The sequence below is a fragment of the Catenovulum agarivorans YM01 genome (assembly GCF_000281085.1).
Classification (GTDB): domain Bacteria; phylum Pseudomonadota; class Gammaproteobacteria; order Enterobacterales; family Alteromonadaceae; genus Catenovulum; species Catenovulum agarivorans.
In genome coordinates this window covers 251,805-267,169 of the sequence record NZ_JH767526.1, presented here as the reverse complement: position 1 = coordinate 267,169, position 15,365 = coordinate 251,805, and the positions used below count along the sequence as shown (strand labels likewise).

13 protein-coding genes and 1 tRNA gene are annotated in these 15,365 nt (G+C 38.3%); 8 read left to right on the top strand and 6 right to left on the bottom strand.

Annotation, left to right across the window (positions count from 1 at the left end):
* Positions 1 to 7: 7 nt before the first annotated feature.
* Together pgi and tal are read right to left on the bottom strand one after the other, a co-directional pair.
* Entirely contained in the window at positions 8 to 1,651 is a 1,644-nt protein-coding gene (gene pgi / locus WSC_RS0110030; protein ID WP_016955786.1) for a glucose-6-phosphate isomerase, read from the bottom strand.
* Positions 1,652 to 1,739: 88 nt separating this feature from the next.
* Entirely contained in the window at positions 1,740 to 2,693 is a 954-nt protein-coding gene (gene tal, locus WSC_RS0110025; RefSeq protein ID WP_016955785.1) for a transaldolase, read from the bottom strand.
* A 264-nt stretch (positions 2,694 to 2,957) separates the two neighbouring features.
* Here tal and WSC_RS0110020 point away from each other — a divergent pair, with 264 nt between their 5' ends.
* Complete coding sequence (locus WSC_RS0110020; RefSeq protein ID WP_016955784.1) at positions 2,958 to 4,607, top strand: tetratricopeptide repeat-containing response regulator; 1,650 nt, start codon at positions 2,958 to 2,960, stop codon at positions 4,605 to 4,607.
* On the opposite strand, the gene WSC_RS22425 is transcribed toward WSC_RS0110020, so the two are convergent.
* Entirely contained in the window at positions 4,581 to 4,997 is a 417-nt protein-coding gene (locus WSC_RS22425; RefSeq protein ID WP_016955783.1) for a hypothetical protein, read from the bottom strand. The genes WSC_RS0110020 and WSC_RS22425 overlap by 27 nt on opposite strands.
* A 191-nt stretch (positions 4,998 to 5,188) precedes the next feature.
* A complete protein-coding gene (folM, locus tag WSC_RS0110010) occupies positions 5,189 to 5,896 on the bottom strand; it encodes a dihydromonapterin reductase (RefSeq protein ID WP_026016784.1) in 708 nt (235 codons plus the stop codon).
* Between the two features lie 373 nt (positions 5,897 to 6,269).
* On the opposite strand from folM, the gene rimO reads away from it, so the two are divergent.
* Entirely contained in the window at positions 6,270 to 7,688 is a 1,419-nt protein-coding gene (rimO, locus tag WSC_RS0110005; protein ID WP_016955781.1) for a 30S ribosomal protein S12 methylthiotransferase RimO, read from the top strand.
* A 489-nt stretch (positions 7,689 to 8,177) separates the two neighbouring features.
* On the opposite strand, the gene rnd is transcribed toward rimO, so the two are convergent.
* Positions 8,178 to 9,299, bottom strand: a complete 1,122-nt coding sequence (gene rnd, locus WSC_RS0110000) for a ribonuclease D (RefSeq protein ID WP_016955780.1) — start codon at positions 9,297 to 9,299, stop codon at positions 8,178 to 8,180.
* Between the two features lie 21 nt (positions 9,300 to 9,320).
* Complete coding sequence (locus tag WSC_RS0109995) at positions 9,321 to 10,313, bottom strand: nucleoid-associated protein (RefSeq protein WP_016955779.1); 993 nt, start codon at positions 10,311 to 10,313, stop codon at positions 9,321 to 9,323.
* 130 nt (positions 10,314 to 10,443) lie between these two features.
* On the opposite strand from WSC_RS0109995, the gene WSC_RS0109990 reads away from it, so the two are divergent.
* The 6 genes from WSC_RS0109990 to WSC_RS0109960 all read left to right on the top strand — a co-directional run bounded on the left by WSC_RS0109990 (position 10,444) and on the right by WSC_RS0109960 (position 15,238).
* Positions 10,444 to 10,659, top strand: coding sequence for a DUF1414 domain-containing protein (locus WSC_RS0109990; protein WP_026016783.1), 216 nt, complete (start codon positions 10,444 to 10,446; stop codon positions 10,657 to 10,659).
* A 7-nt stretch (positions 10,660 to 10,666) separates the two neighbouring features.
* Positions 10,667 to 12,196, top strand: coding sequence for a DUF3413 domain-containing protein (locus WSC_RS0109985; RefSeq protein WP_016955777.1), 1,530 nt, complete (start codon positions 10,667 to 10,669; stop codon positions 12,194 to 12,196).
* Positions 12,197 to 12,277: 81 nt separating this feature from the next.
* Positions 12,278 to 12,354: transfer RNA gene (locus WSC_RS0109980), tRNA-Pro, on the top strand.
* 515 nt (positions 12,355 to 12,869) lie between these two features.
* A complete protein-coding gene (locus WSC_RS0109970; RefSeq protein WP_016955775.1) occupies positions 12,870 to 13,553 on the top strand; it encodes an AbiV family abortive infection protein in 684 nt (227 codons plus the stop codon).
* A gap of 122 nt (positions 13,554 to 13,675) precedes the next feature.
* Positions 13,676 to 14,248, top strand: a complete 573-nt coding sequence (locus WSC_RS0109965) for a hypothetical protein (protein ID WP_016955774.1) — start codon at positions 13,676 to 13,678, stop codon at positions 14,246 to 14,248.
* Positions 14,249 to 14,329: 81 nt separating this feature from the next.
* Positions 14,330 to 15,238, top strand: coding sequence for a hypothetical protein (locus WSC_RS0109960; protein ID WP_016955773.1), 909 nt, complete (start codon positions 14,330 to 14,332; stop codon positions 15,236 to 15,238).
* Positions 15,239 to 15,365 lie beyond the last annotated feature (127 nt).

Here is a 15,365-nt window from a genome sequence, read left to right as displayed (position 1 = left end):
TTAACTATTAAGCATTACGATTACGGAAACGCTCAATTAATGCATTGGTTGAGCTATCACCATTTAACTCAATTGAGCTGTCTTCTAATTTAGCTAAAACGTCGTTACCCAACACTTTACCTAATTCAACACCCCATTGGTCAAATGAGTTAATGCCCCAAATAATACCTTGTACAAATACTTTGTGTTCGTACATAGCAATTAACTGACCTAAAGCTTTAGGGGTTAATTTTTCCATCAAAATAGTATTAGTTGGTTTGTTACCTTCAAACACTTTTTGTGGTGCTACTTTTTCAATTTCTTCGTCAGTTAAACCTTTACCAGCGAACTCAGCTTTAACTTGCTCAACAGTCTTACCTTGCATTAATGCTTGGGTTTGACCAAAACAGTTAGAAGCTAACATAGCGTGGTGATTGGTCATTTCGTGCTGAGAATGCAATGGCATAATAAAGTCAGCAGGAATTAACACTGTACCTTGGTGAATTAACTGGTGGAAAGCGTGTTGACCATTTGTACCTTCACCACCCCAAATTACAGGGCCAGTAGCATAGTCTAAGTAATCACCAGTTGGTGTAGCAGACTTACCGTTAGACTCCATATCTAACTGTTGTACATATGCTGGGAAACCACGTAAATAGTGATCATATGGCAATAATACATGGCTTTGTGCACCAAAGAAGTTGATGTACCAAACACCTAACACACCTAATAACGCAGGTACGTTTTCTTCTAAAGGAGCAGTTAAGAAATGTTGATCCATTTCATAAGCACCGTCTAACAACTCTTCAAAGTTGTCGAAACCTAGTGCTAATGCAATTGGTAAACCTATTGCTGACCATAATGAGTAACGGCCGCCAACCCAATCCCACATTGGGAAGATGTTGTCTGCGTCCATACCAAATTCAGTTGCAGCTTTAATGTTTGAAGAAACACACATAAAGTGTTTAGCGATATCTTCAAATTTACCGCCATTTTCTAAGAACCAAGCTTTAGCTGTTTCAGTATTTTTTAATGTTTCTTGCGTACCAAACGACTTAGAAGACATTAATACTAAAGTGGTTTCAATTGGCAATGTCGCTAAAACGTCATGGATGTGAGAACCGTCTACGTTAGCAACAAAGTGAACTTTAAGGCCATCAACACGATAAGGCTTTAACGCCTCAGTCATAATTTTAGGACCTAAGAAAGAACCACCAATACCAATAGCTAATACGTCAGTAAATTGCTTACCTGTGTAACCAGTACGCGTACCATTGTGAACTTCGTTCACGAATGCTTTCATTTTAGCTAAAGTCGCTTGTACTTCTGGCATTACATCTACACCGTCACACAATACAGGCTTGCCTGATTTGTTACGTAATGCAGTGTGTAATACAGCACGGTCTTCTGAAGTATTAATACGTGCGCCAGCAAACATGCCGTCACGTTTTTCTTCAACTTGCGCTTCACGCGCTAAGTCTAATAACAATGCTTTGGTTTCTTCAGTAATACGGTTTTTTGAGTAATCTAACTCTATGCCACAAGCTTGAGCTGAAAACTTAGCAAAACGCTCAGAATCTTGTGCAAACAAGTCGCGCATATGAAGGTTTTTAGCTTGCTCGAAATGAGCTTGCAAAGCTTGATAGCTTTTTAACTGTGTAAATAAAGCCATAATCTTGTTCTTTATAATCTTTTATGTGAATGCGTAAAACAAACAAGGCGGTGAAATACCGCCTTGTAACTTAAAAATATGCGGCTAATTAAAGCTTAGCGCGTAACATATCTTCTAGTTTGTTTTGGTCGATAGCAAAGTTACGGATACCTTCAGCTAACTTCTCAGTAGCCATTGCATCTTGATTATGCTCCCAACGGAATTGATCTTCAGTCATACGAGCTGGACGCTCTTTGATTTCACCGTTGTAAGATAATTTAACCGGTAACTCACCTTCAACTGCTTCTAACTCTTCTAATAAGTTAGGACCAATTGTTAAACGGTCACAGCCAGCTAATTCAGTAATTTCGTCGATGTTACGGAAGCTTGCGCCCATAACAACAGTTTCATAACCGTGCTCTTTGTAGTAGTTGTAAATGCTAGTTACAGAAACAACACCTGGATCTTCGCTTGGTGCATAGCTGTCTTTACCTTCAGCTTTTTTGTACCAGTCTAAGATACGGCCAACAAATGGAGAGATTAAGAAAGCGCCAGCTTCAGCACATGCACGTGCTTGAGCGAAGCTGAATAATAGAGTTAAGTTACAGTTAATGCCTTCTTGCTCTAAAACTTCAGCAGCTTGAATACCTTCCCAAGTAGAAGCTAATTTAATTAATACACGCTCGTTAGCAATGCCAGCGTCGTTGTATAATTTCATTAATTTACGAGCTTTAGCAAGTGAACCTTCTTTGTCGAAAGATAAACGTGCGTCAACTTCTGTAGAAATACGGCCAGGGACGATTTTTAAGATTTCTAAACCGATGTTTACTGCTAACTTGTCGCCAGCATCAATGATTTGTTGCTCAACATCGTTAGATTGTGCTTTAGCCCACTCAATTGCGTCAGCAATTAAAGTGTCATACTCAGGAATTTGAGCAGCTTTTAATAAAAGGCTTGGGTTAGTTGTTGCGTCTTGAGGCTTGAACTTTTTAATTGCCTCAATATCACCAGTATCAGCAACAACTGTAGTTAATTTACGTAGGTTTTCCAGCTTAGTAGTCATGTATAGCTATCCTATAATTTCAGTTGGTCTAACAAAATTTTTTAAAATTATTGCGTGCATTATACAGGAATTGGTGTATTCGTGCATTCATCATTAATGCCACACGCCATTCACAAAATGTATGACGGATATTAGCAAAGTCGTATTAATATGACTATATTTATGCTAACGTCAATTTAATTTGTTTAAGTAACAACTATAACGTCAATTAAGTTACACTTATGTTAATCTTTTTATTTGCATTTTTTGTTAGGTAGCCACTTTATGGTTATGCGCAGTAGTTTTTACGCAAAAAAGAAAGTCATGATTGTTGACGATTGTGAGCCTATTCGCTCGGCCGTCAAAGGTATGTTACAAAAAATTGGCTTTGTCCATATAACCTCGGCTGCTAACGGCAATCAAGCTCTGCAAATAGCAACTGACACTCGTTTCGACTTTATATTGGCAGATTTTAACTTAGGTGAAGGCAAAGACGGTTATCAGTTATTTGAAGAGTTAAAACACAAAAAACTCCTCGCCCCTCATACTTGTTTCTTTATGATTTCCGCCGAAAATCGCCGGCCTTATGTACATGGATTAGTTGAGCTACAGCCTGATGACTTTTTACTCAAGCCTTTTACCTATAAAGGGTTAGAGATGCGTTTTTCACGTGCGCTCGCGAAAAAAGTTGCGCTCAATAAAGTATATAAAGCAATTAACGACGATGAAACTGATTTAGCAGTCGAAGAATGTAATACCTTAATAAAAGAAGACCCTGCCAGCGCATTAGTCGCATTACGAATGAAAGGTGAGTTGTTACTGAAACAAGACAAACCGGATAAAGCGTTAAAACTATACAACAATGTATTAAAAAAGCGTGAGGCTAGCTGGGCTTTATTGGGCAAAGCCATTGCCACGTTAAAAAGCGGCGACTTGGTTGATGCTGAATCTCAACTTTTTGAGTTGCTCGATCGCGACGACACTAGATTAGAGGCGTACGATTGGTTGGGCAGACTAAATATAGTGCGTGAAGATACTGTAACAGCTTTTGAGATGTTAATGGAAGCGGGTAAAATTTCGCCACGCAACTTATTTAGGCAGCGCGCCATAGCCAACCTAGCAATTGCAAATGGCGAAACCGAAGAAGCAGTACGAGCCTATTCACGTATTTTAAAAGACAGTCGATTTTCAGTATTTGATACACCAGAAAATTATCTAAATTTCGCCCGTTGTTTGCTCGATTTAAGTAACGACTCAAACAAACTTGAAATTGCTAAACAAATAACTAAATGTACCGATCTACTCAAGGATATAGACAAGCGCTTTTATTCTGAAGCAGTCAGAGCGCAAGAGCTGGTAATAAAAGCTCGTGTACAAGTGCTTAAGGGCAATATGGAAGATGCTCGTAATAATCTTGAAGAAAGTGAAAAACACGACTCCCCCTACGACACAGTAGACGACCGCTTAGACAAAGCGAAAGCTTATTTCTCAACCGGTAATTTATCGCGCAGTGATGAAATTATGGAAACGCTACATGAGGTTGCTGGCCATGATGACCTTATTTCAACCACGCTACAGGTTTTGATTAACAAAGAAAAAGCCAGCCATGAAGAATTACGTGAACGTATTCGAGCATTAAATAACGAAGGTTTAGCTTTATATCAAAAAGCTATGTATCCGCAGTCGGTTGAATGTTTTGTTGAAGCCTACCAATATATGCCAAACAACGCGAGTTTGGCACTAAACTTAGTACAAGCAATTACTAAGGTTGGCACCTTCTTAACCCAAGGGAAAAACCCCAAAGAAATGAAGTCTATGTGCCAAAATTGCGTGAATATCATTGAGCAATCAGACTTATCTGAAAACAATATGCGACGATATCACGCTATCAAAGACGAGCTTGTAGCGCTACTTAGCGCCAAAGATATAGCTTAATCCTATTACAGCCAATAACACTATATACGGATACATAACTGTTGGTTTTAGCGAGTTACATAAATAAGCTTTAACTAACCCAAAAACACCGGGGCGCTGCTTTTGCCATTCAGTATTAAAAGCAGGTTCTGAAGTTGCATTTGTCTCAGACATTTTTTCAATCTCTAACAAACGTACTTCAAAGCGTGATTGAAAGGTTTTCCAAATACCATCTTGCAACCACAAGATAGCAACAACAGACAGCAGTAAACACAGTTGCATATTCGTGATTAAACCAACAAAGGTTAAAATCACAGCTAACAGTTTTATCGCCAGCGAGCCAAACTCATATTTATCATATGCTTGTTGTAATGTTTGCCATTCAATATAGTTTTGCGGTGTTTTATCCATTTAAATTTCCAAACTTTTTATAAAACTTAATTTCTATTTAACAATTTTTCTTAGAGCAAATAAGCAACAGGCCACAGCGATTGACGTTGTTAATTTTAGGGTAAAATTTTTTCTTAGAACAAGGCAAATTTGTGCGTCAATAGCTTGTCTATTGCAAACAAATTTAACGCAGTTATAAGGCAAAATAGCCGCTAAAATGCGATATGACGGCCGCCGTCTAGTTTCAGCTGCCTTCCCGTCATATAGTTACTTTTGAGTATAAAAATCACAGCCTCAACAATTTCTTGCGCGCCTGGCTCTATGCCTAGCACTGATTTCTTCAATGTTTTTGCTCTATATGCGTCATCATCGTCTTGATTAAACATTAAAAGCGATGGTGCAATGGTATTTACTTTAACCTTAGGTGCAAATTTTTTCGCAAACGACAAAGTTAAATTATCTAGCGCAGCTTTACTTGCACAATAAGCGATATGCTTGTCACTACCCTTCTCTACCGTGTAGTCAGTAATATGGATAATATCTGCAATTTCTTTACAAGCAGACAATTTTTCAGCAAGAGATAAATTAATCAAATAAGGTGCTTCAACATGAATTTGCATCATGTACTTTAACAGCTGGGCATCGACTCGGCCCTGTTCGGCACACCAGTCACTGGCATTGTGCACAATAGCTCGCACGCTAGCCACATTGACTTGCACCCAAGCAATAAAATCATCAACGCCTTGGGTAGATGAAAAATCAGCTTGTACGCAACTAATACCTTTTTCTTGAAGTTGCGTAACACCAACTCGTTCACTTCTATATGTCGCGACAACATTAAAATCTGAAGCTTGTAAATGCAAAGCGAGTGCTAATCCCACTCTTTGTGCTGCGCCTGTAATAATTACTGCGTTTTCTATCACTTTTTACCTCTATCATGCACTAAGCTTTCAGTGCCATATTATATACCCAAGCTACTTGAAAATGCGTGATTTCAGCAAGAGATAAAAAGCATTTAGACAAGGCATTGATTGAAGGTAATGGTTATCCCTTTTCAAAATCAATAACGCCGTATAAATGCTTTTTAACCTTGCCCTTTGGGAGCTTCACAGCGTTTCTATTACTGCGTTATGTTAATTTGAAAGGTACCTTACATTCCTTCATTAACATGCCTTGTACTAAAAACGCTGTGATAGCTCTGAAACATGCATCTTCAAATAGCTTGGGTATAATTAATCTGCTATTATTCGCGCCCCAAAATCAGCTTGTTTAAATGCCAACGGTGAGGTCTTTATGTCTGTTAATCAATTTGATCCAAAACAAACCACTACGTTAGATACCCCTAAAAAGGTTTTAGCGGATCAGTCTAATGCAAGCGTTAATCTTGCAAAAGATACCACAGGCAATAAAAAAGTGGGCTTTGTTAGCCTTGGTTGCCCAAAAAACTTAGTTGATTCTGAACGTATTTTAACCCAACTTCGCACCGAAGGTTATGAAGTGGTGCCAAGTTATCACGATGCAGGCATAGTCATTGTAAATACCTGTGGTTTTATCGACTCAGCTGTACAAGAGTCACTTGATACCATTGGTGAAGCTTTACAAGAAAATGGCAAGGTGTTGGTAACTGGCTGTTTAGGTGCAAAAGAAGACGAAATAAAAGAAGTTTACCCAAATGTATTGGGGATCACTGGCCCACACGCATACGAAAATGTAATGGAACAAGTGCATACCCATTTACCAAAACCAGGCCAAGTACCCTTTGCCGCACAAGTGCCAGATACGGGCGTTAAATTAACCCCAAAACATTATGCGTATTTAAAAATATCTGAAGGCTGTAATCACAGATGTAGCTTCTGCATTATTCCGTCGATGCGTGGTGATTTAGACTCGCGCGCTATTGGTGAAGTTTTAAGCGAAGCGCAAAGGCTTAAAGCTGCAGGCGTGAAAGAGTTGTTAGTCATTTCGCAAGATACCTCAGCCTATGGCGTAGACCGCAAAAACAAAACAGAGTTTTTCGACGGCATGCCAATTAAGAGTAATTTTAAAACCTTATGCCAACAGTTAAGCAAAATGGGCATTTGGGTACGTTTGCATTATGTGTATCCATACCCGCATGTTGATGAAATTGTGCCATTAATGGCGCAAGGTGCTTTGTTGCCTTATTTAGACATTCCATTCCAGCATGCCAGCAAACGTATTTTAAAATTAATGAAGCGCCCAGGTAATGTAGATAAAACCTTAGAGCGTATTCAAAAATGGCGTGAGCTTTGCCCTGAATTAGTTATTCGTTCTACCTTTATTGTTGGATTTCCGGGTGAAACCGAAGAAGAATTTGAAGAGTTATTAGACTTTTTACAAGCGGCTAAATTAGACAGAGTTGGTTGTTTTAAATACTCACCTGTCGAAGGTGCAACTGCGAATGATTTACCCGATCATGTACCTGAAGATGTTAAAGAAGAACGTTTCCACCGTTTTATGCAATTACAGCAACAAATCAGTGAAGAACGTTTAGCCACCCGTGTTGGCAAAACTTACCAAATTTTAATTGATGAAGTAGACGAAGAAGGCGCAATTGGCCGTTGTTTTGCCGATGCACCAGAAATTGACGGCGTGGTTTATTTAAATGACGAAACCCAACATAAACCGGGTGATCTTGTTGAAGCCAAAATTATCGCCTCTGATGAATACGATTTATGGGCGGAATCAATTTAAAAACATTGGAGCGCGAATAGCATTGTTCGCGCTTTGACTTAAGTGGCAGAGAATCGGCTACTTGCTTGGAATATTTTTCACAAAAACGCTTCAAGTCTGTCCCTAGATCGCTCACAAAAGATATCCCTCTCTTTTGAAGTTTTGCTCAAAACATTTCCAATCAATTAGCCTTGCTAATGCGCTGCTGGAGCACAAGTTCTTTTTCAGCCTCCGATAAAAAAGACTGACAAAGCATACTCCATGCTGATTTTTTGAAATGCACGCTCAAACCGCAACTTCAGGTTAAAAATATTGAAGCAATAACTTAGAGCAAAACCTCTTTTTCAGGGATGAAAAAGCGGAGCGTACATGGACGTATTCACAGCGTTTTTGCGAAAGTTATGGTTCAATGTTTTTGCATGATGCACGGAATTACCCGCGAAGCCTTTGCAGAAAATTATGCTTCAAGTGTGCTTGAACGCAACATACTCTAAGAGTACACATCAAAAATCACTCAGAAATAGCAGCTTTAAAAGCCTCAGCTAATAACGCCCCACGCCATCCCAAAGTTACATCAGGCTCAACATCACGGCTCCACTCAGTAACCTGCCAATGATAACCAATAAACTGGTTAATCAAACGCTTAGGCGCCAGTAACTCAACGCTAATTTGATGCTGCTCAGCAACATCAGCCGCAACCTTTTTAAGTTTGCCGTATATTTTTTTATAGCCCGAAATTTCCGCCACTCGTTTAATTTTTGCAGGGCACGCTTCTTCAGATACAGCTTTACCAGCTTCAATACAAGCTAACATGGCTTTGCCATGGCGTTTAATTTCCATTGGATGAATCCCCGGAATATTAAACATACTTTTAAAACTACCCGGTCTGCGCTGGCATAAAGTAACAATACTGCGCTCGTGTACTACAAAATTGAGCGCTAAGTTTTTTTCAACCGCATAATTAAAACGCCATTCAATCAACTTAGCCAAAATAGCCAATTCACGAGGAGTTAACTCCCAAGCACTTTTAACATCACGCCAAGCAAGTGTAGGATCAACCTCTTGAGTACGTTTACTAATTAAGCCTGTTACCTCTTGCTCAACATAATCAAGCATATTGATATCCACTAGCTTTTGCATTTGGATGTCAAAAATGGGCAGTAAATAGCGTACATCGTCAGCAGCATAATCAAGTTGTTGCTGGCTTAGTGGGCGTTTTAACCAGTTAGTACGGGCATGACCTTTATCTAATTCAACACCTTGATATTGAGCGACCATAGCCCCTAAACCAATAGATGCATTATCACTGATAAATGCATGGGCTATTTGAGTGTCAAAAAAAGCGGTTGGTGTTGCCTTTAATCCAACTTTTAATACCTCGATATCTTCACCGCATGAATGAATAACTTTAATCACATCAGGCGATTCAACCAATTGTTTAAGTGGCGACAAATCATCAAGTGCTAGTGGATCAATTAAATATACATTGTCTCGGTCAGCTATCTGTACTAATCCCAAAGCAGGATAAAAGGTGCGCTCTCGAACAAACTCAGTATCAAGTGCAATAACAGGTTGTTGCAGCAAGTTGCTGCAACATAGTTCTAATTCGGTTTGGCTGGTAATAAACTGCACTGGTTATGGATATCCTTGTGTTTAATTCGCTTTTAACGCTTTTTTCAATGCATCTAATAAATTGGGCGGAATTTTATTAAAAGTTAAAGTTTGTGCTTGCGCATCAAATTCAACTTTTTCACCTAATAATTCGCGATCAAACGAAATACTCATGCCACCACCTTGGCCGAAAAATTTCTGCATACCTTTAGTTGCTGAAGCATATACAGGGCATTCTTCGCTAAAATCATCCGCTTGAGCAGCTGAATCATAAAAGCCGGCAATACCAGTTTTTTCTTCAATTTCTTGCGACAGGTTTTTCACTTGCATAAATTCGCCGCTTTGCGCGGCCATTTTCATTGCTTCAACCGAAACATCACGAATCGCTTGGCTTTTTTCATTGTCAGTCGAGTTATCTTCAATAAATTTCTCAACACTTTCAACGAGCTTTTGCGTCGCATCTTTAGCATTCATTTTTTCTTCAATAGCAAATGCTTCTGCCATAAAGTCGCCAATTTTGCGCCCTACTCGACCTTTAATATAACCAATTGAGCGTGGTGAATCTGGGTTAATTGACAACTCACTTAAATCAATTTGCAAAGCCAGCGAGATATTCGCAATATCCAAATATTGTGAGCGCTGTGGGTTTATTGCTTCACTTAACTGTACCGACTCTTTCACCCCTAACATAGTGGCGAGAATATATTGAGTGGCTAAATGCTGGTAATGCGCAATCACTAAGATAGTTTCTGCGGGTAAAGTTTCAGGCGTTAACCCTTCTAACATACGCTCTGCAACATTATCAGCAATTTGTTGCATATCTTCGCCTGCTTTAATTTGCGCAAATACAGCTGAATCAGCAGCGAAACTACAATATTGTTTTTGACCTTTTTTAGTAAACGACTGATGAATTTCGCCAGCTAAAAAATCGGCATTGTCGCCGCCTACTTGCGTACAAGTATCCAATTGAAGAGAGAGTTTGTCGTCTTTTAAGCGATAACGATTAAAGTATAAAGTTGCTTTGGTAACTGCCATAAATGCTCGTTGTTTGTAATTTTTACCAGTTTACTGCGGCATAATTTTATACCAGTGGTATAATTGCGCCGTCTGCCGATTTTGGCATTGTATCATGGGTTACCCCGCAGTTAAGAGATTTTCAAATTTTATGGCGCAAACTAGCAAATTTTCAGATCAAGATTTAGACCGAGTTGTATCAGCATTAAAAATAGCTTTATCAGCACAAAAAGCTCCGGCTAACTTATCTTTAGTGGCACTCGGTACTTTAGTTAGTGAAGTAATTGATAATAATTTTCCACAAGACAAACAAAAAGCCATAGCTGAAAACTTTGCCAAAGCACTGCAGGATTCAATTAAGGACTAATTGATTAATGTTTTTAAACAATCAGAATCAACAGAGATCCCATTTATATTCTTGGGGTAACTGGTTTAGTTTAACCAATATGTTGGTTGGACTATTTTTATTTACCATCTATTGGTTTGCTGATCCTATGCCGCAGAGCATTATTGGCAAACTCTATATGTTGATGTATTCAATAGGCCACGCCGGTTTTCTATTTTTTCTTGGTTATTTGATATTTGTTTTTCCAATTACCGCGTTAAACAAACCCAATATAGCCAAACCTTGGGCATCTTTTGTCGCGGCGTTAGGCATCACCTTTTTGTTTATAGATGCACTGATTTATTCAGCTTACGGCTATCACCTTAACTTTTTATCGCTCGACTACATTCAAAACGACTTTCAACTGCTGACCCAAAGCCTACCAACTGGCTTTAAAGTAGCGATATTTTTGGTGTTTATCGCAGTTTTTGCTGTTGAGTTGGTTTTAGCCAACGCGCTATGGCGCAATTTAGATAAGTATCGCCAAATACTGCTTAAAATTAAGTTATTACCTGTAGTGGTAACTTGTTTTGTTATTGGCCATATCGCGCATATTTGGGCCGATTTAAGCTTATATAAACCGATAACTCGACAAGATAATCAACTGCCGCTATCGCATCCAATGACGGCTAAAACCATGTTAAGCCAGTCGGGTTTGTTTGATATCGACGAATACCAAACCAAAAAACAACTGACTTTCGACTTATCGAGCTACAAAGTAGATATCCCTAACTTTCAATTTAGCTGTTTTAGTCCAACAACTAATTTCACAGTAACATTGTTAGAAAGTGAAAAGTTAACGGTTGAAGAGATCAGTCAATATATTCAACAATTAGATACAGGTTTTGCCGCCAGCCAACATTGGTCACCTCTGACTAGCCAAGATAGTTTGTTTGAAATTATTAGTGGTATGCCAGCCATTTACCAAGACCAGTTTAACCAAATGCCCAATGTATTGGATTCAGCGTTATTATCTACCGGGGTAAATAGCCAGTTTATTAATTTACCGTCGGATACACGCAAATGGTCAAGCAACTTTGAATCAGCCAATCGGGTTAGTAGTTTTACCGCACAGTTTTCATATTACAAGGTAAACAAAGAATCTGAACTTGCCGCGATTGCCAGCAAAGCCAAACAGCAAATTATTATTGTACAGGCTGGTGAAAGCCATGAATATGGTGCAATGCTGGTTAAAGGTGAATTAGTTCAGTTACCTACAATCACCTCAAATTTTGATGTATTACCGACTCTACTCGAAGGCTGGTTAGGCTGTTCTTTCCAACAAAGTTACGGCAAATTTGGCCAAAATGTATTTTCAGTTCCACGTCAAAATAATTGGTTAGTCAGTGCTGATAACGAACATATTTACGTTTGGCACCAAGATGTTTTAACTAAAATTGATAGCGACGCCAATATGCAAAGTGTGCAAATGGTTAGTCAACAAATTGCGCAACCACCAGTGAATGCCACGCTTGCACGTGCGATTCAATTTTTAAAACGCAACTTGGTTGAGAAATAACCAACAATTTAAATAACTTATTTAAATTTAGTGCCGACTATTGCAATCAAATGACATTTGATTAATATGGTCGGCCTCGGTCGGATTGTAGCGCAGCCTGGTAGCGCACTGTCATGGGGTGTCAGGGGTCGGAGGTTCGAATCCTCTCAATCCGACCAATTAACTTTTTGTTTATATTTTTTTCCCTAACCCTCTCGCTGAACAAATATTTGAGTGCCATAAATCCGCCATAATATACAGCCTTTACCACCTATAATTTCAACGCTAGCTTTTTATAATCAAGCCTATTATTATTTGAAAAAATAGTAATGAAAATTACTGGTTAAAGCTGGTTTTTTCAACTTTAAGAAGTAATTAGCTACCGAAATCATGAGCAATTGGGAACTTATTCGTGTCCATACGCCATATGTTCTAAAGCTTTTCTAAGTAATAACCCCATCCTATCCCATACCTAATTTAGCGGTTTGTTAATTTGCACTTAAAAATGATCCACCATTTGCACCCCAGAGAATGACTTTTCTAAAGACAAAACGTGTAATAAAGTATAACTATCAGCCAGCCTTTCCTCTGCTCAGTTTTGAACACTACAAGAGCCACGATAAATTTCTGCAGTCAGATAAAAAAGAAAGGAAAGCAAAGTTTGTTAACTTGTCTAAAGTTTAGGTAGAGGAAAATGAGTCAATTTAAACTCCCAAACTCGTTCAGATACACAAAAGAGCTACTAATCACTTATAGAGAAGAGGCGCTCAAAAACGCAGGTCGATTGATTGCAGAAGCCGAAATATTGAATCAAAATGGGCATATAGAACGCACATATTTTCTGGCAGTAGCAGCAATTGAAGAAATAGGTAAAGCCGCTATCATCCATCAATCACTTGGCAGAAACCTTAAAGATTCAGCTGTCACCTATAAAATAAAAAGCACTCTTGAAAATCATGCTGAGAAAATAAATATGGCATTTTATTCAACTATAGTTACTCACACTAATATTCAGGACGAGATAAATGGCTTTATCAAACTCATGATAGATTTATCAAGTGGAAGAGAGCCTTCTATGTACACCGATTTAAACTATGAAAGTTTAAATATCCAGTCACCACACAAAGTGATTAAAAGCACGACAGCAAAAGATTGCCTCCACTTATCAAACCACTGCTATACCTCAACCAAGAATCATATATCTACAACTGAACCTACCTGCTACTCCAATTCTGAAGATGCTTTCTTCAGCTTGAAAAAGAGTAAAGTTGAAAGGATGTTTAATGACGAAAATTATTGGTGGTATATAATCGATCAGTTTAAGAGTGGAAACCAAGATATTTCAAAATTTCAATGGATTACCAAAACAATTTCGTAGCAAAAAATAATGTGTATACAAGATCAAAAATTCAAACTGATACATAGCTAAACCGTGAATTACAAATGGATGAAGTTCAAAGATAGATATCTAATGGTGTTAGGTTTTATTAAGGGGTAAATATGAGTGTTGATTGGCAAGATAAATACATCACAGATCAAGGATTCCTTTTTACAGAGTTAATAAATGACGATTTTTTTCAACCATTTCGGCTACTGTTTCAAGCAAAGCATTATGTATCAAGCATTAAATTAATGTTGATTGCTATCGACTCCATTGGTTTCATCGAGTTTGGAGAAAGCGACCGAAGTACCCCACCCCCATTTATAAAATGGTTAGACAAATATGCCAAATTAAGTTCTATTGGTGTTACCAGTCGTGAGCTTTGGGAGCATAGAAACTCACTGCTTCATATGAGTAATTTGGACTCACGCCAAGTAAAAAAAGGTAGTGTAGCTCGTTTGGTTTCGTATGTTGGTGTACTACCACCAAACGTTCAATTAAATAAAGAAGAAGCTAAATATTACGATCTCAACGCTTTGATTCATGAATTTGGCCAAGCTTGCAATCGCTGGATTCAAACCTATTCTGACGATCCAAAGAAATTTAGCTCATTTGTTGAGCGTTATGACTTAGTGGTGTCTGATGCTCGAATGCTGCATATTGCAATTGAACCTAAACGCCATTTTAAATGATTATGCGTAGCATTACCTTGACGCTATCAAATAGCTCCTTGATTCGAACTAATCTCAAATGTATGCCTAGGGGTTGCTTATATGAAATTTTATGAATATGCATATAAAGTCTATCAATACGAAAACCAGCATATAACTAGCAAACTCAAAATTGCTCTCGCTTGGCTTGATTCTCTTGGGATTTCATACTCGAAAACTCGAATAGGTGATTACACTAGAAAAATTGAAGAATTTGAGAGAATATTTGACTCGAATTGCAGTGAAGAGCAAATAAAATTTGAACTTCAAAACGTCCTAAACGCTCACCAAGAATTGACAGAGATAATTCGGATTTATAGTGGTTTAACGAATGTCGATAGTGAAGAATATTTAGCTCAATTAAAGAAAGCAACAAGTGGGCAAGCATTCCGTAACTCGGCAAAAAGCGACCAATCAAGAGATTTTCTCTTCGAACTCACTGTTGCTTCAAGGTTTATCCAGGGTGGGTTTCACGTAACCTTAAATCACACAGCAGACATTGTTGCTAACAAAGCTAATTATCCAACCCTGTACGTAGAATGTAAAAGAATTAAATCCCCAGCCAAATTAGAAGTCAACATTAAAAAAGCTAGTGAGCAATTACGGAAAAGGTTGCTCAACGGCGGAAAATCAAGTTCGCGCGGTATGATTGCGATAAATGTAAATGATGTGATTAACCCACAGAATGATTTTGTAATTGTCGACAATGTCGAGTTATTCCAAAAAGCACACTCTTACAATTTAGATCTATTTGTTCGAGAAAATGAGAGCAAATTTAATGCCAAAAAATTAGACAAATGCTTGGGTGTTATGATTGAGCAAACAATGCAAGCATATATTGTGAATAGAGACCCCAACGCGACAGTAAATTGCAGGGGTGTAAAATTCTACCAATATTCAACCAAAAAATCAGATCTGCAGTTCATAGACGAGCTATCCAAAAGTCTAGCCAACCAAAACAGTTTCTCCTAACACTTATTTTGAAAACAAGTGGGTGATAACCATCTAACTTATCATATGCTCAATATTGATTCCCCCTTTCGAAAAGCAATCAACCGCACCAATATACAGTGGTTTCGATTTTGACCCTCTTACCTAA

Coding starts and splice junctions, on each gene's coding strand:
- WSC_RS0109990 (WP_026016783.1), top strand. CDS start 10,444: ATGGCGCAAACTAGCAAATTTTCAGATCAAGATTTAGACCGAGTTGTA.
- WSC_RS22425 (WP_016955783.1), bottom strand. CDS start 4,997: ATGGATAAAACACCGCAAAACTATATTGAATGGCAAACATTACAACAA.
- rimO (WP_016955781.1), top strand. CDS start 6,270: ATGTCTGTTAATCAATTTGATCCAAAACAAACCACTACGTTAGATACC.
- WSC_RS0109985 (WP_016955777.1), top strand. CDS start 10,667: ATGTTTTTAAACAATCAGAATCAACAGAGATCCCATTTATATTCTTGG.
- WSC_RS0109995 (WP_016955779.1), bottom strand. CDS start 10,313: ATGGCAGTTACCAAAGCAACTTTATACTTTAATCGTTATCGCTTAAAA.
- WSC_RS0110020 (WP_016955784.1), top strand. CDS start 2,958: ATGGTTATGCGCAGTAGTTTTTACGCAAAAAAGAAAGTCATGATTGTT.
- WSC_RS0109970 (WP_016955775.1), top strand. CDS start 12,870: ATGAGTCAATTTAAACTCCCAAACTCGTTCAGATACACAAAAGAGCTA.
- tal (WP_016955785.1), bottom strand. CDS start 2,693: ATGACTACTAAGCTGGAAAACCTACGTAAATTAACTACAGTTGTTGCT.
- pgi (WP_016955786.1), bottom strand. CDS start 1,651: ATGGCTTTATTTACACAGTTAAAAAGCTATCAAGCTTTGCAAGCTCAT.
- WSC_RS0109965 (WP_016955774.1), top strand. CDS start 13,676: ATGAGTGTTGATTGGCAAGATAAATACATCACAGATCAAGGATTCCTT.
- WSC_RS0109960 (WP_016955773.1), top strand. CDS start 14,330: ATGAAATTTTATGAATATGCATATAAAGTCTATCAATACGAAAACCAG.